This window comes from Candidatus Planktophila lacus (genome assembly GCF_002288325.1).
Taxonomy (GTDB): Bacteria; Actinomycetota; Actinomycetes; order Nanopelagicales; family Nanopelagicaceae; genus Planktophila; species Planktophila lacus.
Genome location: NZ_CP016780.1, coordinates 1305182 through 1331144 on the forward strand (window position 1 = coordinate 1305182; position 25963 = coordinate 1331144).

Sequence of the window (25963 nt, forward strand, 5' to 3'; positions counted from 1 at the left end):
TAATTAAATTCTTCCCGTTGAGACAAGATAGATAATCACAATTATTGAAATAACAGCACCTACGGCGATCAGGGCTAATTGAGCCCACTTTGGTATTCCGGCTTTATCTGCAGCTTTCTGGGCGTAAGTTCTTGTATGAACCATTACGCGCGCCGCCCATGCAAATTCTGTCGCCAATATTCCAAGCCCGGCTAAAACAATAAGGATTCCAGGTCCTGGACCAACTAGAGCAATTGCGCCAGCAACAGTTATAGCACCGCCAATCACACCAATAATTATTCGCCAAACTAAGCGACCGATTACTGTTTTCTTAAACCAAGTTCTGATTCTCATTTTTTTCTTATTCCCTCAGTTAGTTCTCCGTAAGCGGCATCTGCAATTTCTCTACGTCGCATTTTATAACTTTCAGATGCGCCAGTTATTAAATGTTCAAAACGTCTACTGCCCTTAATTAGCGGGTGAAGGCTTTTTGCAGTGTTCTCTTCTCCCCAAATTGGAGCTTCTTCGCGTGTTGTTTCAACGTTAGCATGTGGGCGCAGTTTGCGATAAACAAGTGCGAGTCTGCGCAAACCAAGATATGCAACATGGCGCAGACCGCGATTTAAATGTTCTTGGATATTTAAGCGGATAAAGGTGGCTCGAGAAGGACGCACTGGCTCTTTTGCCGTAGCTAGCTCGTAGAGAATCTTTGCAATCTCGGCGCCACCAGTTGTTTCGGGAAGCTCTGCACATTTAGCGCTTAACGCAGCCCTTACTTGTGGGTTCTGTAGTTCGCGCACCTTCGCAGAAATATCTGCTAAATCTGCTTGATCGGCGCGAAGTGCAAAGCCAAAGTCGTGGCACCACTTTGCGCGGGCATCTTGATCATCAGTGCCGCGAATATTTGAGACAAAGACCGTTGGCACCAACGCCGGCAAGAGTTCATGAACTCCGTTGTAGCCAGTCGCACAAACGCTGGCATCAAATGCGTGGAGAACTTTTGCCAGCGGGAAGTAGCGAACGACTCGGATATCTAGCCCTTCTGGAGCCAGAGATTTTCCATCTTTATCTAAAGGTTGCTTGGTAAGGATTACTTGCAGATCTTTCCAACCTAAGAGACCTGAAAGCGCTGCGGTCATCTTCTCGTTGACATCGCTATCGCCAGTTCCGAGCTGAACCAATACAGCAGGGCGGTTTAAATCTAGCCCCAGAATCTGGCGGGCCTCATCGCGGCTAAATGCAGTGCTCTTATCAAAGAGTGAAACCGGCGAAGTTAGCGTTGCATCTTTGCGAGTTGCAGTTGGCCCAAAATCATATGCGCGCGCAATATCTCCTGGTTCAACGATGTGATCCATCATCTTTGATTGCAAACCTAAGACAAATCTCTGCGGTTTCTTCTGCCAGAGACCGCGACGTACCCATACTAAAGAAAGTTTTGGATGGCTAAATTTTGCAGCAATAACACCTGGGTACGGAACTACTCCATCAAAAGATAGAACTCGTGCACCAGTTTCATCAACTAACGCTAGTAAACGATCGCGCAAGTAAATATCCCAGTTATCGCGCGTCATCCACATTCGATCTTTACCAGGAATGTATTCGCAACGTATTCCCATAAAGTCCGGAACTTCTGCTATTCCGCCAGCCATAGAAACAATAATTGGATTTGCAATCTCTTTTAGAGAATATGCAATTGCAGATGCACGAGCTAAATGGCCCATTCCTACGCCATTGCTTGTTGCAAGAATTATTGTTGGTTTTTCCATAACGCCCTAAAGTTTATGAGAAACGCCCGAACTTCTCGCATAAAATGGCCTAGGGGTTGCAACTTTTTTTGACTTCAGAGATACTTAACCCACATTCGAAAGAATGAAAGGATCGGGAGAGTACTTCTCAAACGAGTTTCTAAATCAGAAACCTTTGCCGTACAGCTTTAAAATGATTACACAATCGCATCATGCGGAAAGTTTTAGATTAGTACCAGCAACATCAACGCCTGTCTCGCCTGAAAAAGTAGCCTCTTTACTTGCCTCAGAGTGGGAGTTATTTACTAAGAACACTAAGGGATCGCTCGCTGAGAGCGCACGCTCCATGAAATCCCTTCCTTTAGGCGTTACCTCAAGTTTCCAACACTGGGATCCATATCCAATTTCAATTGTCTCTGCGCAAGGCGCATGGATGACCGATGTTGATGGTCGTCAGCTGCTCGATCTTTCAATGGGCTTCGGAGCAATGCTCGCTGGCCACTTAAACCCAGTCGTCGTTGAAGAAGTTAAGGCATCGCTCGATACCGGGATGCTCTTTGTCACCCCTTCACCTATCTCAACCGATGCTGCTGAACGTATCTGCCGTCGCTTCGGTATTGATCAGGTTCGCTTTACTAACTCTGGCACCGAATCAACTATGTATGCCGTTCGCGTGGCTCGGTCTGCAACTGGTAAGCGCGATATCGTAAAAGTTGAGGGCGGTTATCACGGAAGTTACGACCCATTTGTAGTTTCAGCAAAACCAAAACTTGATGCTGCTGGCGATGCTGATTTCCCAACCGCTGTGGTTGATGAGAATTTAGTTGCCGGAAATGTTCACGTTGTTCCTTATAACAATCCTGAATCGCTAGAACAAATTTTCGCTAAGCACGCATCTACCATCGCCTGCTTCATCGTTGAACCAGTTCTCGAAAATATCGGAATTGTTCTTCCAGATGCCGGTTACCTAGAACGTGTTCGCGAACTCTGCGATCAATACGGAATTGTCTTAATCTTTGATGAGGTAAAGACTGGTTTAACTGCTGGCCATCAAGGTGCAGCGCAACGTCTTGGCGTTAAGCCAGATTTGATTACTCTTGCAAAATCAATTGGTGGCGGATTAACTCTCGCTGCATTTGGTGGCAAGCAGAAATATATGGATTTCGTTGTAAATGGAAAGATGGCTCACTTCGGAACATTTAACGGCAACCCGCTTGCCATGGCCGGAATTCGCGCTGTCGATAAAATTTGTACCGCCGAAACTTTGGCTGCTGCTGAAGCGCTTAATCAACAAGCACTTGAGCGCATCTCAGAGATTATCGAGGAGTATCAACTTCCTGCACACACCGTTGGATTCGGTGTTAAGGGCTGTATTACTTGGTCGACAACTCCAGTGCGCAACTACCGCGATTACAAAGCAACCGACTTTGGCGTAGCCGAACTCTCTTGGCTCTGGTCACTTAACCGCGGAATCATTACGCCTCCGGGACTTGATGAGCAATGGTTGATCAGTTTGGCTCACGGACAGAAAGAGATCGACATCTTGGTCGAAGATTTCCGTTCACTTGCCGCAGCGCTTCGTAGCTAATTACTTTTTAGCTAATCGATCCGAACTACGAAATCTGCTCGCGCACGCCCGCGTTCGATTAATTGGGCATTTGCTTCATCAGTTCCCTTTGCCCACGCTTTGGCAGCTTCTGGTTCTTTTCCGTAAGCGATATGGCGCGAGATTAAGCGAGCAATTCTCTTATCGTCATCTACATCAACCATCCAACTCTCATCCAATAAGTCTTTTACCGCTTCCCAACCGCCAGCATCGTGTAATAAGTAATTACCTTCAATAATTACAACCTTGGTATCTGATGTAACTACGCCCTGAGCCGCGATTGATTCTTCAATAGCACGATCAAATATTGGATAGTAAATATTCTGTGTTTGCTCAGATCTAATTCGCTTTACAAGGGATGCAAAACCTGCAACATCAAAGGTATCTGGAGCGCCTTTTCGATCAGCGCGCTTTAGATCCTTTAAAACCTTATTACTTAAGTGATAACCATCCATCGGGACAACAGTTACAAACTCTTTGGGAAGTTTGCTCATTAAGAACTTTGAGAGCGTGGATTTTCCGGCGCCAGGTTTGCCAATTATTCCGATAAGCACGCGCTCAGTTGAGTCAGAGAGAAAGCCTTGAATCCTTGCTAAAGCCGCCTGTTGGTTTGCTAATTGTTCGGGCACTTTTCAAGTTTAGCGCTTGAACTTAACGCAATACTAGGGAATCATAATTTCATGATAAAAAACGGAATCATCAACGGAGATCTCGCCTCACTTCTAGCCAGATTTCGCCATGTAAACACCATTGCGATTGTTGATGGCCCATTTCCGACTTATCCAAACGTTGAAACCATCGACCTCGCTCTAGTCATGGGCACTCCAACGGTTTCACAGGTACTCGACGCGATTTTGCCGCACCTAGATTTAACTGGAATGTATTTGGCGGCAGAGTTTGAGGCGAAGGTTGATGCCGCAACAGTTGCTGAGTACAAAACTCATCATCGCGGATTAGCAACTACGGTAATTCCTCATGAAGAATTTAAAGTTAAAGTTGGCCAAGCGCTAGGAATTATTCATACTGGCGATGCTGTTCCGTACAGCAGCGTTATTTTGCGATCAGGCTGAAATCTATCTCTTCAATTTTTGGATAAGAAGATTGCGCTCCCTTTCGGGTAACGCTCTTGGTTGCACAATCGATTCCAAATTGAACTGCTGATTCTTCGCTTGCACCCGATGCTAACGCAGCGGCAAATGCGCCAATAAAGCAATCGCCTGCACCAGTTGTATCCGTCGCCGTTACTTTCTTAGCTGCGAATCGCTTAACAGAACCGTCTGCAGTTACTAGCGCTGCCCCATCGCTTCCCAAAGTTACGATCGTGCGGCCAGTTTTGCGAAGCGATGCAATAACTGCATCTGAATCCGGTGCACGATGGGTCTTATCGAGTTCAGCAAATTCAATCTCGTTAGGTATTAACCAATCTGTTAACTCGAGCAGGTCATCTGTAAGTGGTTGATAAGGCGCAGGATTAAGGATTGTTGTGATCCCAAGTTCCTGAGCGGTACGAAAAGCAGCCAGTGTTACTTCTTGTGGAATTTCACATTGTGCGATTAATACGCTGACTGCTTTTAACTTGGAGACTTCATCAATTGCATTCTGTGGTGTCAGCGCAAAATTTGCGCCTGGAACAATTGAAATTCGATTCTGGCCTTGGCCATCCACCCAGATATGTGCCACGCCAGTGTGTGTTGGCAATTGCAGAACTGAAGTTGTATCCATTCCACAGTTCTTAAAGTTAGCCAAGCTTTCGCTACCAAATCCATCGTTTCCGATGCCGGTGATCATTGTGACTTTAGCGCCAGTACGGGCTGCCATTACCGCTTGATTGGCGCCTTTTCCACCGAATCCAGTTGTAAAACTTTCTCCAAAGCGGGTTTCACCGGCGGCCGGAAGAATGTCTGCATAGACAGTTAAATCCATCATGGTGCTGCCGATTACAGCGATCTTGGTTTTGGAAAAGTCTTGCATCTTTACAACGCAACTTCTGTACGAGTTTCATGTGATTTCATCGCTGCTGCAAATGTGCGATGCGAATCAACAACTTCAGAAACGGAGGCGCAAGCAAATTTATCGCCAAGTTTCCCTTCGCGTTCTGCGAAGTATGCAGCCCACATCTGCAATAGCGCATCAGGAAAACCAAATTCAAAGATATGTCCGGTGATCACTGGCCAATTTGAAGCGTGACCTGGTTGGATCTCAGACCAGACTTGTTCTCCGTTACGCAGCGCAAAGGTGTGATAAACCGCAGGGTTCTTTGTACTAAAGCGAACTCCCCCGGTCATTCCAATTGCGCTAAAGAAGAAGGTATTGCTTTCACCTGGAGCGATTCGCTTCATCTCCCAGAACATCGGAAATTCGCGATCGTTGTCGGGGTTGGCAGCGCGCATCGCAAGGACTGCGTTATCAAAAGTATCGCAAGGCACTTGCTCGCCTGCAGCGCTTTCACGATGCGTAACGATGTCATCAAGAATTGCAAAGACCTTTGTTGGTTTATATCCCAAGCGAAGTGGGATATGCGCCGCGTGCATTCCGAGATCACCGAGTACGCCGATATCGCCGCAGAATTTACGTTGACGCTTCCAGTTTATTTTCTTCTTGCGATCGATATCCGATGAGTGAAGTAGCCCAGAACTAACTTCTACTATTTCTCCTAGATTGCCACTGCGCGCTTCGCGAATAGCAGCCTGTGCGCCTGGAAAGAATGGCAGTTCGCTAGATACGCGTACGAAATTTTTCTTACCAACTAGCGCTGCCTCAATCTTTTCTGCAGCCGCTAGATCGATTCCGAAGGGCTTTTCACCTAGAAAATCTTTACCAGCGTTTATCGCGGCAATATAAATTTCTTCATGCAGGTTATGCGGAACGGCGATGTAAACCACATCAACGTTAGGGCTAGCTAACAACTCTTTGTAGTCACTGTATGACTCAGAAACTCCTGCATTGGTAAAGAATTCGCGCACCGCATCAGAGGTATCTGCGATCGCGGTAATCACTGGGCGAACTGGATGATCTAGGAGCGCATCCCAGCGCCCAACTAGAGCAAGTAGTTCACGGCCCATTAGGCCACCGCCGATAATTCCGACCTTTACCGTCTTCTGTGTAGACATATCAAGCAGAGACAATCTTTAGCGCATCCTGTGCGGATGTGCCTTTATGTAACATCGCCATCAACGCTTGGGTCATCTTCGCTGGTTTTGGATGAGCGATGATATTTCGACCGTAAACAATTCCCGCTGCGCCTTGCTTTAGAACTTCGGCGGTGCGATTTAGCAGTTCCTCGTCAGAGACACGTCCACCACCACGAACTAGAACTGGTACTGAACCCGCAGTTTGAATGACGTGGTGATAATCAGCTGCGACATCTGTTGGATCTGCCTTAATTACATCCGCGCCTAATTCAATTGCCTGTCGCACAAGTGGGACAACTTTTTCAAGCTCACCATCTGATGTGTATCCGCCGGTTGTTGCATCCTTCATAACTAGAGGCTCAACCATTAGCGGCATTCCGTAATGCTCGCACTGCGCCTTAAGAGTCATGATGTTGCGAATACAAGAATCGCGAAGTTCGGGGCGGCCCGGCAGATCAAGTAGGTTCACAACCACAATCGCGGCATCAAGACGTACTGCCTGCAGCACCGCATCTTCAAGCAAAATACTAAAGAGATGATCTGGAATTACCTTGCCATAAACGTTTGCAACATCTGTGCGCAACACCAGCGCCGGTTTATTTGGCTTCGGATTGTTCTGTAGGTGCTTGGCTTGCCCTAGGGTCAATTGAATTGCATCAGGTGCAGCATCAATCAAGGTATTAACTGCAGCGCCCATATCTTCAATGCCTGCAAGGAATGTTCCTTCACCAAAGAAGCCATGGTCAACTGCGATATCGAAGCAGCGGCCATTGTTAAATAAGCGCTTTAGGCGAATTGATACATCAGACATTAAGTGGCTCCATTTTCGCTGGTAATTTCATTAACTCTGCAAGTAGTCTAGAACCATGTCACAGAGTTCAACCACCCCTTCCAAGCTACCTTCTAATCAATTTGATCACTTTTATCGCGGTGGCAATCGAATCGGCGCCTTACGTCACGGCCCCGGAGGACCAATGCGTCCTGAAGAGTGGATCGGTTCGATCACAACTCGTTTTGGTGAAGCAGAGCAAGGGCTTTCACGTTTAAGTGATGGCACTTTGCTACGCGATGCAATCAAGAACGATTCTGATGGTTGGTTGGGTGCAGATCACGTAAAGAACTTTGGCTTAAGTACAGAAATTTTAATCAAGTTGCTAGATCCAGATCAGCGCCTTCCAGTTCATTACCATCCAAATAAAGCCTTTGCGAAAACTCATCTCGGTTTAGATCATGGAAAAACTGAAGCGTGGATTATCTTAGAAGCGCCAGCCGGTTCTGGAGTTGGACTCGGATTCGCACAGAAACAGAATAAAGAAGATCTACTTAAATTGGTCCGCGCGCAAGATTCTGCGGCACTTCTTGCATCACTTCGTCGCACCGAAGTTCAAGTTGGCGATGCGGTTTTAGTTCCAGCAGGAGTTGCACATGCAATTGATGCTGGAATATTTGTTTTGGAACTACAAGAGCCAACTGATTTATCAGCGCTTCTTGAATGGGAAGGCTTTGCAGTGGATGGAATCAAAGATGGCCATCTCGGTTTAGGTTTTGAAACCGTTACCGACGCGCTGCTACTTGATCCTTTAACTGATTCTGAATTTGATTCACTAATTACTCATAACGTCTTTTCGGGTGGGGCGCTTCGTTCGGTTCTGCCTCTGAAATCAGATGGGTACTTCCGAGCGCATTTAGCGCCTGGTTCTGGTGATTTCCAAGCTGGCTTTGCCGTCGCACTTGTCTTAGATGGATCAGGATCAATTTCCTTCGCTAACGCACCAGAAATGGGGATAACTAAAGGCGATGCCATTGTGATTCCACATAGCGCTGGTGCGTTTGCTTTCAGTGGAGCGAACGCGATTGTCTGTCGCCCACCACTTGCAGAACTGGCGCGAGTTGCGCCGTAAGCGTCACGATTAAAATGTCTCAACAAATTTTGATCGGTGTCGATATCGGCACATCTCGAATCAAGGCAGTTGCAACAGATATTGATTTAAAGGTAATCGCTGAGTACGCCGAGCCAACTCCTTGGCGCCATGAGAAAAACAATAGCGATATAGATATGTTGCTCTTGGCTAAGACGGTCACCGCAGTTGCAGCGAAAGCGGCAGAACTTGCTGGTGGGAAAGTCGCAGCAATTGGTTTCACCGGCTTTAGCGAAACCGGAGTTTTGATTGATGGTGCTGGTAAGCCACTGGCACCTGGTTTAGCGTGGCACGATCCGCGTGGCTTAACTGAACCAATCATCAAAGAGCTTGGCGATTACGAATTTAGAGCGCGCGCTGGTGCACTGCTAAATGAAATTGCATCGATTTCAAAAACGCTCTGGTTAAATCAGGAATACCCTGAAACGCGCAAAGCCAAACACTTTCTCTCAGCGCCAGAATGGGTTGCTTACTGCCTTGGCGCCGATTTGGTAAATGAACTATCCCTAGTTAGCAGAACTGGTTTCTACGATGTCGAAGCGCGTGCGCCTTGGCGTGAAGCAATGTCGCTAGTTGGCGGTGGCGAAGATTTCTTGGCTCGTTTAGTTGTGGCAGGTGAACCAATAGGAGTTGTTAACAACGATGCACCAGAAGTTTTGCGTGGTGCAGTAATTACTATTGCCGGACATGATCATTTCACTGCTGCGTATTACTGCGGTGCGATAAATGAAGGATCGCTCTTTGATTCGATGGGAACCGCTGAGGCTTTACTACGCACATTTAAGAAGCCGTTATCTCGAGATGCCATCGCTGAATTAGCGGCAGCCAACGTTGGATTAAGCGCTTCGGTAATTGCAGATCACTTCACATTGCTCGGCGCGCTACCAACTGGCCTAACGCTAGAAAGAGTTTGTTCACTCGTCGGCGTTTCAACGCGCGATGAGAAGATTGCACTTGGTGAAGTAGCGTTAAAGATAGATCCGAAAGCTAGTGCCCTACGGGTTAACAATGATTATCACGGCCTCTCGGTCACAAACCTTGATGATGCCGTCTCACCTGCTGCGCTCTTTCGAGCAACTGCTGAACATTTAGTTGAAGAGTCAGCAAATATGGTCTCGCTGATTGAAAAATTCACCGGCCAAGCAACGGATGTAGTTATTGCTGGGGGTTGGGTTAAAAATCCAATGATCGCAAGCGCGAAGACGAAACAATTTGGAAGTTACAAAGTCTCTGATGCCACCGAGGCTGGTGCAACAGGCGCCGCTGAGTTCGCGGGAATTGCTGCAGGAATACTTAAGTTAAGAAGTTAGCTATTTATATTGTTCAAGAGTCCAGGCGCGAACACCGCCAGCTACTCCTGCTGCATTTGGAACGATAACAACTTCATCGCCCATGCGATCTAGATCTGCTTGGCGAATACAGCGCGCATTTCCGCCGCCGATATAAAGGCGATCCCACATAAATACTGGGCGAAGTTCATCAACCATGGCGCGAATACGGCGTGACCAGAATGCATTTCCGAGGCGACGACGCTCGTGTTCGCCGATCCATGTGTCATAAGTAGTTGCGCGACGAACTGGGGCATGTGAAAACTCAATGTGTGGTGAGAGTGATCCACCGTAGAAGATTGCAAAGCCAAGTCCAGTTCCGAGCGTGATCACAACTTCATAACCAGAGCCCGAGATAATTCCGGCGCCATGAACTTCAGCATCATTTAAAACGCGAGTTGGCATCTCTAACTTTTTAGTTAGTGCGTTTTGCATATCAAATCCGCTCCACTGTTCTTGGAGTTCTGGATCGATCTTTGTGCGTGGACCAGATTTAGTCATGTAATGCGGTGTCGAGATAACAACGCCATGACGGATCATTCCGGGCATACCAACGGTTGCACGGTATGCCGATGGAAGTGAATCGGCGATTCCCTTAATGGTTTCGATAAAGCGATCTGGTGAAAGCGGGTAAGGAGTTTCAATTCGACTTGGCTTTGAGTGCATTGTGCCTGACTCATCGAGTACGCAACTCTTTAGAAAGAGTCCACCGCAGTCGACGGATAGCGTTAAGCGCTCATCGTTGGCCATTGGAAAATTCTCCCACAACCCTTGCTACAACTGAAATTCTTATTTGGCTACGCTTATTTCCCGCGTTGGCCGTAGATATTTTGATAGCGGTCAAACAACTTATCGACGCTCTCTTGATCAATTAACTGCAAGGTCCCGAGAGATTTTGCAATCCAAGTTGTCTTTGCTACATCTTCACACATCACTGCAGATTTAACAGCTGCTGTTGCATCTTTACCGATTGAAAAGACGCCATGGTTCTTCATTATTACTGCTGAAGAACGGTGTCCCGTAAGGGTTTCAACAACACCTTTGCCAATCGCATCGTTGCCGATTAGTGCAAATGGACCGAGAGGGATTTCGCCACCAAATTCGTCAGCCATCGCAGTTAGGGCACATGGAATTGCGCTGTGTACCGCGCTCCACGCAGCAGCGTAATTTGAGTGAGTGTGCACAACTCCGCCCACATCTTTCATATGGCGATAGATATATGCATGGGTGTGGGTATCGCTCGATGGAGATAATTCACCCTCTAAAACATTTCCATCAAGATCACAAATAATCATTTGTGAGGGTTTCAAATCTTCGTAACTAACTCCACTTGGTTTAATCATGAAGCGTTTGCCATCTGACATGCGCTCTGAGACATTGCCGGCGGTCCAGGCAACTAATCCGTAACGTTGTAGATCAATATTTAGTTTGCAGACTTTTACGCGCAACTCTTTCTTGGAACTCATTACTTTCCTTCCGTAGATGTGAGCGCACGATCTCGGATCGCACGAAGTGAATGCATCGCACCGTTGTGGCCGAAGCTTTCATAAAGATCGTTGTAGTGCTTGTAAAGATCGTTATAGACCTTGGCGTTTGCCGGGTTTGGCTGATAACGCTCATCTGCCACTCCGCCCATCGCAGCAGCGGCAGTTTGTACATCTTTATATGCACCCGCGGCAACAGCTGCGTGAATTGCCGAACCAAGCGCTGGACCTTGGGCAGATTTAATAATTGTTATTGGCATATCCAATACATCGGCATAGATCTGCATAACGAAACTATTTTTAATGAGCCCGCCAGCGGCGATAAATTCTTTAACGGGTACGCCTGATTCATTAAAGGTCTGCACGATTTTGCGCGCACCATATGCCGTTGATTCAACGATTGCGCGATAGATCTCTTCCGGCTTGGTTGAAAGAGTTAAACCCATAATCAAGCCAGAAAGTTGATGATCAACCAGAGTTGAGCGGTTGCCGCTCTGCCAATCCAAGGCAACTAGGCCATGTGCGCCAACTGGTTGCGCACTTGCTAGTTGAGATAGATAGGTATGTATATCAACGCCTTTTGCTGCTGCAGCTGCGGTGTATTCAGCCGGCGCATAGTTATTGGCAAACCATCCGAAGATATCGCCGACTCCTGATTGGCCAGCTTCGTAACCAAGTGCGCCATCGATAATTCCGCCATCGACTACGCCGCACATGCCTGGAACTTCTGCGAATTCTTCAGAGACCATTACATGGCAGGTTGAAGTTCCCATGATCGCAACCATCTGTCCTGGGTTAACCGCATTTGCCGCGGCAGAAGTTACATGAGCATCCACGTTACCAACTGCAACTGCAATTCCTTCAGGAAGGCCAGTCCATTTCGCTGCTTCAGCGGTTAACGTTCCAGCACATGCACCTAGCGCACCAAGTTCATGCTCTAATTTTTCTGCAATAAATTTTTCAAACTTTGGATTGAGCGCCGCTAGATATTCTTTTGTTGGGTACTTTCCATCTTGATAAATACCTTTATATCCCGCAGTGCAGATATTGCGCACATACTTGCCGCAGAGTTGCCAGATAATCCAGTCGGCCGCTTCTACCCATTTATCCATCGCTTGATAAATTTCAGGTGCTTCTTCTAAAACTTGTAGCGCTTTAGCAAATTCCCATTCTGAAGAAATTTTGCCGCCGTAGCGAGATATCCAAGGTTCTTTGCGCGCATGGGCAAGTTCATTTATGCGATCGGCATGTGGCTGCGCAGAATGGTGCTTCCACAATTTAACGAAGGCATGTGGGTTCTTAGAAAATTCTGGAAGTTCGCAGAGCGGGGTTCCATCGCTCTTTACTGGAAGAACTGTGCAAGCTGTGAAATCTGTGGTTATCCCGATAACAGATTTAGGATCGATTCCAGATTCCTTAAGAACTGCAGGAACGGTAACTTTTAAAACATCAACATAATCAGATGGAACTTGTAGCGCCCAATCCGGTGGCAACTTTGCACCGGATGTTGGGAGTTTCTCCTCGATTACAGCGTGCGGGTACTCATAAACCGCTGTTGCAATTTCGGCGCCATCAGAGACGCGCACCAATAAAGCGCGACCAGAAAGCGTTCCGTAATCAACGCCGATTACATATTTATTACTTAAATCGCTAGTTAAATCTGGCACTCGCAGAGCCTACCGCAGGGGTTGCGGCTGCTGCTAGAGTTGAAAAAGTTAATTAATAAAATACACAAAAAATATATGAGGAGTTTTCATGACTGTCATTACGATTTTAGGCGCCGGCGGCAAAATGGGTAATCGTGTTACCCAGCCACTTCTTGATACAAAGAAGTACGAGCTTCGCTTCGTAGAAAAGTCTGAAGCTGGGCAAGCGCGAATCCGCGAAGCCGGAAATACAGTTATGGAATTAGATGACGCCCTTAAGGGAACAGATGTAGTTATCTTTACAACCCCTGATGCGTTAGTGCGCCAAATTTCTGATGAAGTTGTTCCAAAATTAGATCCTGGTACAAAGATTCTCTTCCTTGACCCAGCAGCAATCGCGGCAGATCGCGTCAAGCATCGCGCAGATATCAGTTGCTTTGTCTGCCATCCAACTCATCCACCGGTATTTAGTTTGCTTGGTGAGACAGATCCTGCAGCGCGTCGCGATTATTGGGGTGGCGGCCTTGCAACTCAAGCTCTGGTATTTGCAATTGCCTGGGGAACTGAAGAAGAAGCAGATCTCGTCGAAACAATTGCAACTGAAATGTTTGCGCCAATTAGCGCAAGCCACCGTATTACCGTTCAGCAGATGGCACTTCTTGAGCCGGCTCTTAGCGAGACTCTAATTAACGGTTGCGTCGAAGTAATTACTCAAGGTTTGCAGAAGGTTATCGATCTTGGAGTTCCTGAGGCTGCTGCCAAAGATTTCTGCATGGGCCATTTGCAGATCAGCATCGCGCTCTTGTTTGAAGAGTTGAATTGGAAGCTATCTGATGGCGCACTTATGGCGCTCAAGAACGCTCAAGGTTCACTCTTTCGCGATGATTGGGATGCCATCTTTAAGCCCGAAAATGTGCTCGCTAGCGTTAAGCAGATAACTGGCGGAGATAAGTAATTAAATGAAGCTCGGAGTCTCCAGTTTCACCTTTCCCTGGGCGATCGGCGGGATTGAGCCTGAGCATCCAGTTGTGATGAGCGCCTTTGAACTATTGGAGCGCGCCCACGATTTAAAAGCTGATGTGCTGCAGATCGCCGATAACTTGCCGATTGGCGAGCTTGCAGAAGCCGAACTTCTTAAGTTAAAGGCACAAGCCGATAGTTATGCAATCGCTCTAGAAGTTGGAACTCGCGGAAATAAGAGCGAGAACATTGAGAATTTTCTACGCATCGCCCAATTACTGAGTTCACCGATTCTGCGAGTTGTCATTGATAGCAAAGGCCACGAACCCGCAATCCCCGAAATAGTTCAACTACTTAAACCTTTCGAAGCTAAATTTAAAGAAGCGAATATCAAGTTAGCGATCGAAAACCACGATCGCTTAACCTGCGCAGAATTTAACGAGATTATTGATCAAGTTGGCTCTGATTGGGTCGGAATTTGTCTTGACACTGTTAACTCACTTGGCGCAGTTGAAGCTCCCAATACAGTTATTCCTGCACTGGCTCCGCGGGCGATCAACGTGCATATGAAAGATTTTGAAATTGTTCGAACCAACGGGCAGATGGGATTTACCGTTCGAGGAACAGCGCTCGGCGAAGGCCGGTTAGATATTGCTGAGGTCATCGCCGCTGTAGGTGGAACAAAGCGCGAGATCACCGCAGTTATCGAACTTTGGACTCCACGCCAGGATAGTTATGAAGCAACCGTTGCTTTAGAGAACGAATGGGCAGAGATCAGCGTTACTAATTTACGGAAATCGATAGGATCTTAACTATGGAGTTAACGGGCTATAACGTTGTCGTAACCGGCGGAAGCGGCGGCATCGGTTCAGCTTTAATTACTGGCCTTATCCAATCTGGCGCAAACGTTCATAACCTTGATCTGCAAAGCCCAGCCCCTTCAGATGCAAAATTTTATAAGACTGATTTAACTGATGAGAATTCTGTAAAGGCATCTCTCTCTTCTATCAACTCAATTGATGCGCTAATTGTTTGCGCAGGCGTGCAGTTGGTTGGCGCAGATTCCAAGATTGCAGATGTTTCACTCGATACCTGGCAGAAAACTATTGATATAAATATGACTGGTGCTTTTTTATCGGTTAAGCATGCAATGCCTGGGTTGATTCAATCTGGAAGAGGTTCAGTTATTTTGATCGGTTCTCCAACAGGTATGACGATGGAAGGCGCGGGCTACACCGCATATGGCGCATCTAAAGCCGGAATGATGGGGCTTTCGCGCATCATCGCCGTTGATTACAAAGAGCAAGGTGTTCGATCCAACGTGGTTGTTCCCGGCACCATGTCGACACCTTTGATTCAAAAGATTTGGGATGACCCAGAGAAAGGCCCTGATCTAATTCGCCGAACACCGCTTGGACGAATGGGCAAGCCAAGTGATTTGGTTGGTTTAGTTAATTGGTTGGTCTCTGATCAATCTTCATTTGCAACCGGGGCAATGTACGCAGTCGATGGCGGAATGACTGCGCGATGAGTAAGAATTTCTGGCCAGATACCCAACGGGTTGAGCACGCCGGATTTACAGTTGATATCGCACGCGCTGCTATAAGAAACGTTACTTACCAAGGAGCGCAAATAATTGATCTGCTCTACACCGCAATTCGTCCTTGGGATTGGTCAACTCTTGATCCCGATGAACACAGTGAAGTTGTTGAGATATCAGGAGAAAATTGTCTCGTAACAATTACCGATTTATTTGCAGGCTCGATTCAGGGAAAGACAGTCTTAACTCTGCAACCTAATGGGAAATTTCTAATTGATTATCAACTAACCGGTTTGGGGAAATTTGAAATCCAACGCTGGGGAGTTTGTTTCTGTCTACACACTGGCGACTGGATGGGTTCAACAGTTAGCGCCAGCGGCAATACCTATTCATTGCTTAAAGAGATATCACCACAACGGGTTGTCGATGGCGTAACGCAAGGGCTCTTCCCAGCCAGCAACGATATGCACTTCGTTGCCCCGGATAAGAGATCTTTAAAAGTCCTATCAACTGGCAAGGTTTTAGAAGCGGAAGATCAACGCAACTGGACCGATAACACCTACAAAATTTATAGCGGTTCGTTAGCCGAAGCCCGTCCTTTTGTAATTGAAAAAGGTATGAAATGGGAACAACGAGTTGAATTTGAAGTGACTCCGCCGGCAACTTCTATCCCTGATGGATCAAAGATCATTGCAAGAGATATTCCTTCACTACCGCGCATTGGCGTGCAATTTAATGGCGAGCCTTTACTGCCGAGCGATGACCTCGAAAAGGCGCTATTTATTCTCGATATCGACCACATCCGCGTAAATGAAGAGTCGCTAACTGCCCAAAAGATCGCAACGATAAGTAAGAGCGGCCTTGCCCTTGAAGCAGCGCTGCTCTCATCAAATGATGGGGCTGATCTTGTTAGAGAAGTTGAACATTTAAGCGCCCGAGTTCCGGCAGGTTCACGTTTATTGATTCATCGCCAAGGTCGTCAAATTGTTCAAGAATCAGATCTGCCAAAGAACAAGACTTTAAATTCTTACATTCCTGGTAGCGATGCTTACCTAGTTGATCTACATCGCGAGAAGTTTGAATTTGGTGACGCGGTTTCATATTCAATGGTTCCAACAGTTCATTCATCTGATCCAGAAACCATCTTTAAAACTCTCGACACCCAGAAAGAGTCGATTGAGTTTGTTCAAAAATTTATAGCGTCACAAGTAAGTGTTTCTCCAATTACCTTTTCTACTCGCGGAAATCCTGAGACCGGACATCTCCGTGAAAACCGAATTAACTTTGCCCAGCCCGGGATGGCAGAACAGATCAAAGAGTTATCTGCCGCCGCTTGGACTTTAGGTTCTGTATTTGCACTTGCGAGCGCAGGTGCATATTCGGGAACATGGCACGAACTATTTGGTGAACACGGCCTTATTTACAATGAAGGTTCGGCAATTAAGTTCTCACCAACTTTCCACGCACTTTCAGCGCTAGGTGCGCATCACGCACATGAAATTACAATTGCTACTTCGCTAGATGGTTCATGGGTGGCTTTCGAAGACCGTGAATCACGAAAGATGGTTGTGGCTTCACAGCGACCATGGGTTGTTGAAATTACTCCCAAGGTTTTGGCTGGGTATAAATCGATTCAAAGCCTGCACGCCAATGAATGCGAAAAGGCGAGCCAGATCATGGATTGGTGGTCATATGCTGAGATAAATCCACTTCTCGGCGATATTCCGCTATCAATCACCCCTTTTGAGATCCTTCTCCTGCGTGGCTAATCCGGCTTTATAACGCCCTTTTCTGCCTCTCGTAACGGTTCGGTAACGATCCAATTTTCATCAAAAAACCCTTTTATTGAGCGGGGTGGCTATGTACTATCGGTATCGCTTGACCCCACCTATAGGAGGAAATACATATGGCAAAGCTTTTCTCACGCCGCACTGCAGCAGTTGTTGCTGTAGCCGCAGCGTCAATGCTTGTGCTTTCTGCATGTTCAAATAGCGACAGCGGAAGCGGAGACACTGTAAAGGTCTCACTAATTACAAAAGATCAGTCAAACCCATTCTTCGTTGCGATGATCAAGGGTGCAACTGAGAAGGCCGAAGCTCTCGGTGTAGAACTAACTGTTACATCTGGTGTAGATGAGTCAGATTACGCAGGACAGATCACAGCGATTGAAAACGCAATCTCTGCAAAGCACGCTGGTATCTTGATCGTTCCAGTATCAACAGAAGTTAACGCAGCGATCACAAAGGCACGCGAAGCAGGCCTTTACATCATCGCTCTTGACACAGCACCAGATCCTGCTGACATCGTAGATATCACTTTCGCAACAGATAACCGCGAAGCTGGTCTTCTAATCGGTCAGTGGACAGCTGCAAAGCTTGCTGGCAAGAAGGCAACAATTGCACTTCTCGACATCTTCGATGACCGCATTGTGTCTGTTGACTACATGCGCGATAACGGATTCCTTGCAGGTATGGGAATTGATGTTAAGGATCCAAACAAGATGGGTGACGAAGCCAAGACTGGCAAGTACTCAGGCGGCGACTATGAGATCGTTGGAAACGTAGCAACAGGTGCTAACGAAGACGGCGGCCGTACAGGTATGGAACAACTTCTTGCTAAGAACAAGAAGATCAACGTTGTTTACACAATCAACGAGCCAACAGCAATCGGTGCATGTGCTGCAGCAGCTGCTGCTGGTATCAAGCTCGATGTAATGGTTTCTGTTGACGGTGGCGGCGCTGGTATCAACGCTGTTAAGTCAGGTTGCATCAACGCAACTTCACAGCAGTACCCATTGTTGATGGCTGACCTTGGCGTCCAAGCTATCTACGACATCGTGAAGAACGGTACAAAGCCAACTACTTCAGAAGGCCTTGACTTCTTCAACACCGGCGTTAAGTTGATTACTGATGACCCACAAGAGGGTGTCCCATCAGAGACAACTGAATACGGTCTAGCAAACGCTTGGGGTTAATCCCAGTTCTTTAGTGAATAACTAAAGAAGAGTGTTTAAAGAGGGCGGCTGCTTCGGCAGTCGCCCTCTTTAACACAATCTTGAAAGTGAATATATAAAGAAATAGATTTGAATAAGTTTCAGCAAAGTAAGTTAGAGTTCAAATAAAGTTTCGAAAGGACCAAAAGTGAGTCAAGAGACGACAAACTACGATGCGGCGTCCGAATTCCAGGACCGTGCAACGTTTAGTCAGAAAATGCAGGCGGTGCTCCATAAGTATCCGTGGCTTAGCTCCACAATGGTGCTTGTTGTAGCATCAATTACCTTTAGTTTTTTCAATGAAAACTTCTTAACACCGTCTAACTTCTCACTCATCTTGCAGCAAGTAGCGATCGTTGGCGCTGTTGCAACTGGTCAGACTTTAATTATTCTTACCGCGGGCATCGATCTTTCATGTGGTGCGATCGCGATCTTCTCTTCAATGGCGATGGCTAAACTTGTACAAGGAACTCCTGCAGTTGAAGGCGATGGCCTTTCAATCTGGATCGCGTTCCCAGCAGGTCTACTCGTAGGTGCATTTGCCGGAGCAATTAATGGCTTCCTAGTTACCAAGGTTAAGTTGCCACCATTTATCGTTACCTTGGGAACTTTCAATATCTTCCTTGCATTCACACTCACCTTCACAAAGGGAACTGTTCCTGCAAATGAAATGCCGCCGTTCCTACTAACCCTTGGAAACTATGTAAATCTCGGACCTTTCCGAGTTACTACTGGTGTTCTCTTCATGATCGCTATGTATATCGTCTTAGCTTTTGCTCTGCGTTACACATCATGGGGCCGTCACGTATACGCAGTTGGTGATGACATTGATGCAGCTCGCTTGGCTGGTATCTCAGTTAACCGCGTTCTCATGAGCGTGTATGTAGTCGCTGGAGTCACTTTTGCACTTGCCGCCTGGATTGTTATCGGCCGCGTAACTGTTGCTAGCCCGAATACGGGTGGAGATCTAAACCTCGATGCGATCACTGCGGTGGTTATCGGCGGTACTTCTCTATTCGGCGGCCGCGGCACAATCTTCGGATCCCTAATCGGAGCGGTAATCGTGGGTGTTTTCCGTAACGGCCTAACACTTGCTGGCGTGGATCTGTACTTCCAGCTGATGGCAATCGGAATCCTGATTATCTTCGCTGTCTCTGTCGACCAATGGATCAGAAAGGCACGCAAATGAGTAAGTCACCAATTCTTCAAGCAGTTGGAGTTACCAAGGCTTATGGTCGCGTTATCGCACTTGATGGCGCCGATCTAGAACTATTTCCTGGTGAAGTTCTCGCAGTAGTAGGCGATAACGGTGCTGGTAAATCAACTCTGATCAAATGTCTTTCAGGCGCTGAAGTACCTGACCACGGTCAGATAATTCTCGAAGGTCAAGAAATGTCATTTAAGCGACCACAAGATGGGCGCCATGCCGGAATCGAAACTGTGTATCAGACACTTGCTGTTGCACCAGCTCTCGATATCGCATCCAACCTCTTCCTTGGCCGCGAAATGCGCAAGGCAGGTCCGTTGGGATCTGTTCTTCGTATGATCGATAGCTCTGGAATGCGCAAGGCAGCGAAAGAACATATCTCTGCTCTTGGTATCGGAACAATTCAGAATATTTCACAAGCCGTTGAAACTCTTTCAGGTGGTCAGCGTCAGGCTGTTGCAGTTGCTCGCGCCGCTGCATTCGGTCAGAAGTTGATTATCCTCGATGAACCAACAGCTGCACTCGGAGTTCGTGAATCACGTCAGGTTCTAAAACTTATTGAGTCACTACGTGAACGCGGTATGCCAGTTATCTTGATTTCACACAACATGCCACAGGTATTTGAAGTAGCAGATCGCATCCAGGTTCAACGCCTCGGAAAGCGCGCTGCTGTTGTTACTCCAAAGTCCCACACCATGAACGATGTCGTTGCAATCATGACTGGCGCGATGACAGTAGATAAGAAAGACCAAGCGCTTTCTTCAGTACGTTAATTGCAAATAAATAACTAAAAGAGATTAAAACAATGGCCACTCCGGTTCGTATTGAATCGGATGTGGTCATTGTTGGTTCTGGGATAGGTGGCGCCACGACCGCCTTTGGCTTGGCGCAAAAGGGCGTTAAAACGCTGGTTTTAGAGCGCGGCGAACGAATGCCACGTGAGCCTGAAAACTGGTCGCCATCTGAGATCTTTATGAAGACTCGCTACAAGCCAAATGAAAAATGGGTTGATGAAAAGGGAAATGAGTTTGTTCCCGGCGTTCATTACTTCGTTGGTGGAAATAGCAAGGTTTACGGTGCATCTCTGCCACGCTTTAGCCGTTATGACTTTGGCGTAATCAAACATCAGGAAGGTATTTCGCCCGCCTGGCCATTTACCTACGATGATCTAGAACCTTTCTATTACAAAGCCGAAGAGTTGTACCGCGTCCATGGCGATGCGCAGAATATTTATGGCAACAACCGCACGACTCCATTTCCATACCCTGCAATGAAACATGAGCCATACGTTGAAGAACTAGGCAAACGCTTAACCAAGGCAGGTGTGCACCCGCATTCAAACTCAATGGGTATTGATCTAGGGCCTGGCGGAAAATGTATTCGCTGCAAAACTTGCGATGGCTTTGTCTGTAAATTAGATGCTAAGAGCGATGCTGAAGTAAATGCGCTCAATCCGGCGATTGCAACTGGTCATGTAACTCTCATGACTTCTGTCCAAGTTAACCGCATTGTGCTTAACGCTGATGGAAAGTCAGTCAGCCATCTTGAAGCAACAAGGGGCGATGAGGCGCTCGAGATTTACGGCAAAAACTTTGTAATCGCAGCGGGCTCTGTTAACACCGCAGCGTTGCTTCTTCGTTCTGGCGTTGCTAACTCATCTGATCAAGTTGGTCGTAACTTTATGATGCATAACAACAGCCATATCGCAGCCGTGGATATGCGCCACAAGAACGATGTCACTTTCCAGAAGACCCTTTCCTTCACCGATTGGTATCTAGATGGTGGCAAGGGTTACCCACTTGGCGCCGTGCAGTTAATTGGCAAGGTGCAAGGCATCATGATGAAATCTTTTGCTAAACGAGTTCCACTGCCGCTACTTAACTTGGTCTCTGATCACAGCGTGGAATTTGTGGTGATGTCTGAGGACCTACCGCACCCAGATAACCGCGTAACTATTGATAAAAACGGGGCGATTAAGATCGTTCGTAAATCAGTTGGGATGAAGACCCACTTTGAACTTCTGCGCCGGGCCAAGAAAGTACTTCGCAAAACGGGTTATCAGGCAATCTTTAGACAACCTTTTGATATTTCCATGAACTCGCATCAATGTGGAACAACCGTTGCTGGCAACGATCCGCGCACCAGTGTTGTCGATGGTTATTGCCGCAGCCACGATCACCACAATCTTTACTTAATTGATGGCGGATTCTTCCCATCATCTGCAGCAATGAACCCAGCGCTGACAATTGCCGCACAGGCGTTGCGAGTTGTTGAGCAATCAGATCTAGCTAAAGTTTAAGCAAGACCCAATACGCGCAGTAGCTCGTCATTTAAATCCTTGGCATCAACATCTACGCCGGTCCAATATTTAATTCCGATAACTGCTTGATTTACAACCATTCCTAAGCCTTGCAGAGTTGTTGCTCCGCGCTTACCGGCTTCATCCAAGAAGTAAGTCTGTGGTGGATTAACGATTACATCTGCAGCCAACATTCCGGGGCGGATCGAATCGAAATCAATATCCTGCTTGCCTTCAGTATTAACCATGCCCATTGAGGTTGAGTTGATTACAACTTCAGCATCGGCCGGAATTGAATAACTCTTATTCCATTCCACAAATTCTGCAGTGGCTGAAGTCTTATCGTTGAGCAGCTCCGTTAACTCTTCACCGCGAGCGCGGGAACGGTTTACGACATAGAACTTAGTCGCACCAGCGAGTGCGAGTTCAACGGCAATTGCGCGCGCTGCACCGCCTGCGCCAAGCAGAACTATTGTCTTTCCGGTGGCTGGCGTGATTTCTAGAAATGATTTTAAAAATCCTTTGCCATCTGTGTTTTCACCGATCAACTTGCCGTCACGATTAACCGCACAGTTAACAGCGCCGATTAAAGCAGCTGACTCCCCCAAACCATCCAAGTGCTTAATGACTTCGACCTTGTGAGGGATAGAGCAGTTAAAGCCCTTCCAATTCATCGCTCTGGCGCCCTTTACAGCCGCTTCCAATTGGTCTGGGTTAACTTCACAATTTACGTAGCGATAGTGCAGGTTATTGGCCTTGTACGAGGCCTCAACCATGGCAACTGTTGGGTTGGAGTCCGATCCTTGTGAAAAGCTTCCAGTTAATTCATGTCGGAAAGATCCGCCGATATCCATGGTCATGTTCAGACCTTACCTTGCAAGTTATGATCAGCCAATGGCTACTCCATTCTTACAACGCATCGCATCCGCACCTATTTCATGGGGAATCTGTGAAGTACCGGGTTGGGGCGCGATGTTGCCCACTAAGCGTGTGCTCTCAGAGATGACCAGTCTTGGGCTACCTGCAACCGAACTCGGCGCACCAGGTTTCTTCTCTGATGACTCTGCAGAGCTCAAGGATCAGCTAGCAGAATTTAACATGTCGATGATCGGTGGCTTTACACCAGTTGTGTTGCATGACAGGTCACAAGAAAAAGCAACAATTGAAATGGCGCTCACAACAAGTAAGAAGTTCCAAGAGATCGGTGCAACTCACTTTGTTTCATGCCCAGTACAAACTTGGGATTGGGCTAACCCTGAAGAGTTAAGCAAAGATGAAGTAACGCAATTCTTTAAGATGCTCGCTGAGGTAGATCAGATTTGTAAAGATCATGGCCTCGTACAAGTGGTTCACCCACATTTGCAAACAGTTGTTGAGACTAAAAAAGATATTGATATGGTGGTCGATAACTCTGATGTTATGTGGTGCCTAGATACCGGTCACATGACTATCGGCGGACAAGACACCGTTGAGTTCGCAAAGAAATACGCCAGTCGCGTAGGTCACGTTCACCTTAAAGATGTAAATATGAAATCTGTTCCACCAGTTCTATCGCGCCAGCAGAGCATCATGGAAGGTGTGCAGAAAGGTTTATTTACACCTCTCGGACAAGGCGATGTTCCTATCCTTGAGACCATTCTGGCGCTGGAAGCGGCCGGTTATCAGGGTTGGTATGTCATAGAACAAGATGTGGCAATTACCGGAGAAATGCCAGGAATCGGTGAAGGCCCTATCAGCGGAATGAAACAATCTGTAGATTATCTCCACAACGTTGTTGCACCAGCTTTAGCTAAATAACAAAGCAATTAAATCTGAGGAAAAAGGGGAGTAAAAGTGTCTGATCTACGCGTAGGAGTTATCGGTGTAGGAATCATGGGCTCAGGTCATGCTCGCTACTTAACAGAGCATGTAGATGGTGCCGTTGTTACCGCCCTCTTTGATCTAGATGGTCCACGTATGGATGCACTTGCTAAAGAGCTAAGCGCAAAATCAGGTGTAGCAATCAACCAACATGCATCCGTTGAGACTTTGGTGAGCGACTCAAATGTAGACGCTGTAATCATCTGCTCACCTGATGGCTTGCACCCAGAACATCTAACGCTGGCAATCAATGCGGGCAAACACACGCTCTGCGAAAAGCCACTTGCTCCAAAGTCTGCAGATGCCAAGAAGGTCGCCGATCTTGCAAATGCCTCAGGTTTAAATATAACTCTCGGATTTATGCGTCGTTTTGATCCTTCATATATTGAGTTGAAGAAAGAGATTCAATCCGGCAAGTACGGCAAAGTCCTTCACCTTCGCTGCATCTCTCGTAACGTCAGTTCCCCAACGGCAACGACTCCGATGTTGTTAACAAATGTTGCTGTCCACGAAGTAGATATCGCGCGTTGGTTACTTGGTGAAGAATTTGTTTCGATGACGACAGTTGCGATGAAGCGCAGCAAATACGCCAATGATCAACTGCAAGATCCGCTAACTGTTTTAGCCCACACCGAATCTGGCGTATTGATGACAGTCGATATCGCAGCCAACAGCACTTACGGCTATGAAGTTCGCATGGAAGCGCTTATGGAGAATGGCTCACTTGAGATCGATAACTTGGGTGGAGTTTCAATCTCTTACGATTTCAACTTACCGCCACGTACTCATGGCAAGTTGTATGAAAACTGGATGGGTCGCTTTGAGCAGGCATATATCAACGAACTAACCGCTTGGGTTGGATCAATTAAGACCGGCGTGCGTCATCCAGATCTAGCAACAGCCAATGATGGACTTGCATCATCAATTGCCTGCGAAATGGGAGTTGCTTCGCTTAAATAATCAAGCGAGCGTTATGACTGCTGCTGCATAGACCAGAGCGTCCAAATATGTGTGCGCACCGTTAGCGGTTGACGCATGATTTGTACGATCTGGAAAGCAACATCATCTGGGCGCAAGTAACTAGCAAGCTTTGGTTCACCTGCTGTGCGTCCGGCTTCAATTGCAAATTGAGTATCTGTTCCAGCAGGACATACCAACGCTACGCGCACACCCTTTTCGCGAAGTTCGCGATCGAGGCCGCCAGCAAAACCAACCTGTGCATGCTTAGTGCCAGCGTAAATTGATTCATCTCCGCCGCCACGGAAGCCCGCAACTGACGAAACCATGATGATATCGCCGGCTTTTTTAGCCAACATTGTTGGAAGAGTTGCGCGAACAATGTGCACGCTACCTTCGTAGTTCGTACGCATCATGCGATTTACTTCATCATCGCTGTAATCAAGGACTGATCCATACATACCGATACCAGCGTTAGGTACTACGCAATCAATAGTGCCGAAAGCATCAATAGCCTTCTTCGCAACAGCGCGAGCAACATCTGGAATCGATGAATCTCCCGCTAAGTAAGCGGCGTTATCGGCGCCAAGTGAGGCGACCATCTCTTGAAGCTTGGCTTCATTGCGCGCATTTAGAACTACTTTGCAACCTAACTCAACGAGTTGCTTTGCAGCTGCTGCACCAATTCCGGTTGTTGCGCCAGTGATTACTACTACTGAACCTTTGATATCTCTTAGTTGATAAGTCATGCAGGAATACTAAGACAGGTCACAGCTAATTTCTAGAGGGCATCCATAACGGTAATAGTCTCGCCGAAGACATAGTTCGGGCCAATCGCCTGCCATGCCTTGCTGTTTTCGTTGACCATGTGGGCATCCCAAGATGGGCGATCGCTCCAGATCTCCCAGACATTTACAACATCTGGCTTTTGAGTATCGCGGTAGATATCAATAAATTCGCAACCAGCCTCAGTTCGGATAACCGCGATATGGCTCTTGAGTTTTGAAACAAACTCATCAAATTGGCCCGGTTTAACATTTACTTCAACGAATAGAAAGACTTTGCTCATAGCCGAACGTTATCCCTTTTCAGGATGAATAAAAAGAAAAGCCTTCCGGTGTGAAAGGCACCGAAAGGCTCATCTCGTGCGCGCGAAGGGATTCGAACCCCTAACCTTCTGATCCGTAGTCAGATGCTCTATCCGTTGAGCTACGCACGCTTAATTGGTAGTGAAGTTGAATAATACCCGCTTTTGATACATCACCCAAATGGGCTAAAACCCTTATAGACAAGCGTAAAGGGCGCCCGAT

Annotated in this window: 26 protein-coding genes and 1 tRNA gene; 14 read left to right on the forward strand and 13 right to left on the reverse strand. The window is 47.0% G+C overall.

Going from position 1 to position 25963, the window contains the following annotated elements; all coding sequences use genetic code 11:
* Window positions 1-3: 3 nt before the first annotated feature.
* Together A1sIIB106_RS06665 and A1sIIB106_RS06670 are read right to left on the reverse strand one after the other, a co-directional pair.
* Window positions 4-333, reverse strand: coding sequence for a PGPGW domain-containing protein (locus A1sIIB106_RS06665; RefSeq protein ID WP_095677758.1), 330 nt, complete (start codon window positions 331-333; stop codon window positions 4-6).
* Window positions 330-1745, reverse strand: coding sequence for a glycosyltransferase (locus A1sIIB106_RS06670; protein ID WP_095677759.1), 1416 nt, complete (start codon window positions 1743-1745; stop codon window positions 330-332). Before A1sIIB106_RS06670 ends, A1sIIB106_RS06665 begins: the two co-directional genes overlap by 4 nt.
* A 172-nt stretch (window positions 1746-1917) precedes the next feature.
* On the opposite strand from A1sIIB106_RS06670, the gene A1sIIB106_RS06675 reads away from it, so the two are divergent.
* A complete protein-coding gene (locus A1sIIB106_RS06675; RefSeq protein ID WP_095677891.1) occupies window positions 1918-3312 on the forward strand; it encodes an aspartate aminotransferase family protein in 1395 nt (464 codons plus the stop codon).
* Window positions 3313-3323: 11 nt separating this feature from the next.
* On the opposite strand, the gene A1sIIB106_RS06680 is transcribed toward A1sIIB106_RS06675, so the two are convergent.
* Window positions 3324-3959, reverse strand: coding sequence for a nucleoside/nucleotide kinase family protein (locus A1sIIB106_RS06680; RefSeq protein ID WP_095677760.1), 636 nt, complete (start codon window positions 3957-3959; stop codon window positions 3324-3326).
* A 51-nt stretch (window positions 3960-4010) separates the two neighbouring features.
* On the opposite strand from A1sIIB106_RS06680, the gene A1sIIB106_RS06685 reads away from it, so the two are divergent.
* A complete protein-coding gene (locus A1sIIB106_RS06685) occupies window positions 4011-4400 on the forward strand; it encodes an RbsD/FucU domain-containing protein (protein ID WP_095671698.1) in 390 nt (129 codons plus the stop codon).
* On the opposite strand, the gene rbsK is transcribed toward A1sIIB106_RS06685, so the two are convergent.
* Genes rbsK through A1sIIB106_RS06700 form a run of 3 tightly spaced genes read right to left on the reverse strand, consistent with a single transcriptional unit; the run spans window position 4381 to window position 7272 of the window.
* On the reverse strand, window positions 4381-5301 hold the full coding sequence (gene rbsK / locus A1sIIB106_RS06690) for a ribokinase (RefSeq protein ID WP_095677761.1): 921 nt from the start codon (window positions 5299-5301) through the stop codon (window positions 4381-4383). The genes A1sIIB106_RS06685 and rbsK overlap by 20 nt on opposite strands.
* A 2-nt stretch (window positions 5302-5303) precedes the next feature.
* Window positions 5304-6440: a Gfo/Idh/MocA family protein gene (locus A1sIIB106_RS06695; protein WP_095677762.1), complete on the reverse strand. Its 1137-nt coding sequence runs from the start codon at window positions 6438-6440 to the stop codon at window positions 5304-5306.
* Window position 6441: 1 nt separating this feature from the next.
* Complete coding sequence (locus A1sIIB106_RS06700) at window positions 6442-7272, reverse strand: class I fructose-bisphosphate aldolase (protein ID WP_095677763.1); 831 nt, start codon at window positions 7270-7272, stop codon at window positions 6442-6444.
* Between the two features lie 55 nt (window positions 7273-7327).
* On the opposite strand from A1sIIB106_RS06700, the gene A1sIIB106_RS06705 reads away from it, so the two are divergent.
* Together A1sIIB106_RS06705 and A1sIIB106_RS06710 are read left to right on the forward strand one after the other, a co-directional pair.
* On the forward strand, window positions 7328-8362 hold the full coding sequence (locus A1sIIB106_RS06705; protein ID WP_095677764.1) for a phosphoheptose isomerase: 1035 nt from the start codon (window positions 7328-7330) through the stop codon (window positions 8360-8362).
* A 14-nt stretch (window positions 8363-8376) separates the two neighbouring features.
* Entirely contained in the window at window positions 8377-9690 is a 1314-nt protein-coding gene (locus tag A1sIIB106_RS06710) for an FGGY-family carbohydrate kinase (RefSeq protein ID WP_095677765.1), read from the forward strand.
* Here the strand turns inward: A1sIIB106_RS06710 and A1sIIB106_RS06715 are convergent, their stop codons facing one another.
* Genes A1sIIB106_RS06715 through araB form a run of 3 tightly spaced genes read right to left on the reverse strand, consistent with a single transcriptional unit; the run spans window position 9691 to window position 12859 of the window.
* A complete protein-coding gene (locus tag A1sIIB106_RS06715; RefSeq protein ID WP_095671704.1) occupies window positions 9691-10458 on the reverse strand; it encodes an ROK family protein in 768 nt (255 codons plus the stop codon).
* A 53-nt stretch (window positions 10459-10511) separates the two neighbouring features.
* A complete protein-coding gene (locus A1sIIB106_RS06720; RefSeq protein ID WP_095671705.1) occupies window positions 10512-11174 on the reverse strand; it encodes an L-ribulose-5-phosphate 4-epimerase in 663 nt (220 codons plus the stop codon).
* Entirely contained in the window at window positions 11174-12859 is a 1686-nt protein-coding gene (gene araB / locus A1sIIB106_RS06725; protein ID WP_095677766.1) for a ribulokinase, read from the reverse strand. The genes A1sIIB106_RS06720 and araB overlap by 1 nt, the downstream gene beginning before the upstream one ends.
* A gap of 88 nt (window positions 12860-12947) precedes the next feature.
* On the opposite strand from araB, the gene A1sIIB106_RS06730 reads away from it, so the two are divergent.
* From A1sIIB106_RS06730 to A1sIIB106_RS06765, 8 genes are all read left to right on the forward strand, one after another.
* Window positions 12948-13793: a phosphogluconate dehydrogenase C-terminal domain-containing protein gene (locus A1sIIB106_RS06730; protein WP_095671707.1), complete on the forward strand. Its 846-nt coding sequence runs from the start codon at window positions 12948-12950 to the stop codon at window positions 13791-13793.
* A 4-nt stretch (window positions 13794-13797) separates the two neighbouring features.
* A complete protein-coding gene (locus A1sIIB106_RS06735) occupies window positions 13798-14610 on the forward strand; it encodes a sugar phosphate isomerase/epimerase family protein (RefSeq protein ID WP_095677767.1) in 813 nt (270 codons plus the stop codon).
* Between the two features lie 2 nt (window positions 14611-14612).
* Window positions 14613-15329 carry an SDR family NAD(P)-dependent oxidoreductase gene (locus A1sIIB106_RS06740; protein ID WP_095677768.1) on the forward strand — a complete coding sequence of 239 codons (717 nt, stop codon included), beginning with the start codon at window positions 14613-14615 and terminating at the stop codon, window positions 15327-15329.
* Window positions 15326-17107: a D-apionate lactonase family protein gene (locus tag A1sIIB106_RS06745; protein WP_095677769.1), complete on the forward strand. Its 1782-nt coding sequence runs from the start codon at window positions 15326-15328 to the stop codon at window positions 17105-17107. The genes A1sIIB106_RS06740 and A1sIIB106_RS06745 overlap by 4 nt, the downstream gene beginning before the upstream one ends.
* A gap of 137 nt (window positions 17108-17244) precedes the next feature.
* Window positions 17245-18312, forward strand: a complete 1068-nt coding sequence (locus tag A1sIIB106_RS06750) for a substrate-binding domain-containing protein (RefSeq protein WP_095677770.1) — start codon at window positions 17245-17247, stop codon at window positions 18310-18312.
* Window positions 18313-18547: 235 nt separating this feature from the next.
* Window positions 18548-19519 (forward strand): ABC transporter permease, encoded by a 972-nt coding sequence (locus A1sIIB106_RS06755; protein WP_095677771.1) that lies wholly within the window; start codon window positions 18548-18550, stop codon window positions 19517-19519.
* On the forward strand, window positions 19516-20310 hold the full coding sequence (locus A1sIIB106_RS06760) for an ATP-binding cassette domain-containing protein (protein ID WP_095677772.1): 795 nt from the start codon (window positions 19516-19518) through the stop codon (window positions 20308-20310). Before A1sIIB106_RS06755 ends, A1sIIB106_RS06760 begins: the two co-directional genes overlap by 4 nt.
* Before the next feature lie 32 nt (window positions 20311-20342).
* Window positions 20343-21836: a GMC oxidoreductase gene (locus A1sIIB106_RS06765; RefSeq protein WP_095677773.1), complete on the forward strand. Its 1494-nt coding sequence runs from the start codon at window positions 20343-20345 to the stop codon at window positions 21834-21836.
* Here A1sIIB106_RS06765 and aroE read toward each other — a convergent pair.
* A complete protein-coding gene (gene aroE, locus A1sIIB106_RS06770; RefSeq protein ID WP_223299488.1) occupies window positions 21833-22696 on the reverse strand; it encodes a shikimate dehydrogenase in 864 nt (287 codons plus the stop codon). The genes A1sIIB106_RS06765 and aroE overlap by 4 nt on opposite strands.
* A 34-nt stretch (window positions 22697-22730) precedes the next feature.
* Between aroE and A1sIIB106_RS06775 the strand changes: the two genes are divergently transcribed.
* Together A1sIIB106_RS06775 and A1sIIB106_RS06780 are read left to right on the forward strand one after the other, a co-directional pair.
* Window positions 22731-23633, forward strand: coding sequence for a TIM barrel protein (locus tag A1sIIB106_RS06775; RefSeq protein ID WP_190277173.1), 903 nt, complete (start codon window positions 22731-22733; stop codon window positions 23631-23633).
* 36 nt (window positions 23634-23669) lie between these two features.
* Window positions 23670-24656: a Gfo/Idh/MocA family oxidoreductase gene (locus tag A1sIIB106_RS06780; protein WP_095677774.1), complete on the forward strand. Its 987-nt coding sequence runs from the start codon at window positions 23670-23672 to the stop codon at window positions 24654-24656.
* An 11-nt stretch (window positions 24657-24667) separates the two neighbouring features.
* On the opposite strand, the gene A1sIIB106_RS06785 is transcribed toward A1sIIB106_RS06780, so the two are convergent.
* The 3 genes from A1sIIB106_RS06785 to A1sIIB106_RS06795 form a co-directional block, all read right to left on the reverse strand.
* Complete coding sequence (locus A1sIIB106_RS06785; protein WP_095677775.1) at window positions 24668-25402, reverse strand: SDR family NAD(P)-dependent oxidoreductase; 735 nt, start codon at window positions 25400-25402, stop codon at window positions 24668-24670.
* 32 nt (window positions 25403-25434) lie between these two features.
* The gene (locus A1sIIB106_RS06790) at window positions 25435-25722 is read right to left on the reverse strand and encodes a putative quinol monooxygenase (protein ID WP_095671719.1); all 288 of its coding nucleotides are present in this window, start codon (window positions 25720-25722) and stop codon (window positions 25435-25437) included.
* Window positions 25723-25799: 77 nt separating this feature from the next.
* Window positions 25800-25872 (reverse strand) — tRNA-Arg (locus A1sIIB106_RS06795).
* Between the last annotated feature and the right edge of the window lie 91 nt (window positions 25873-25963).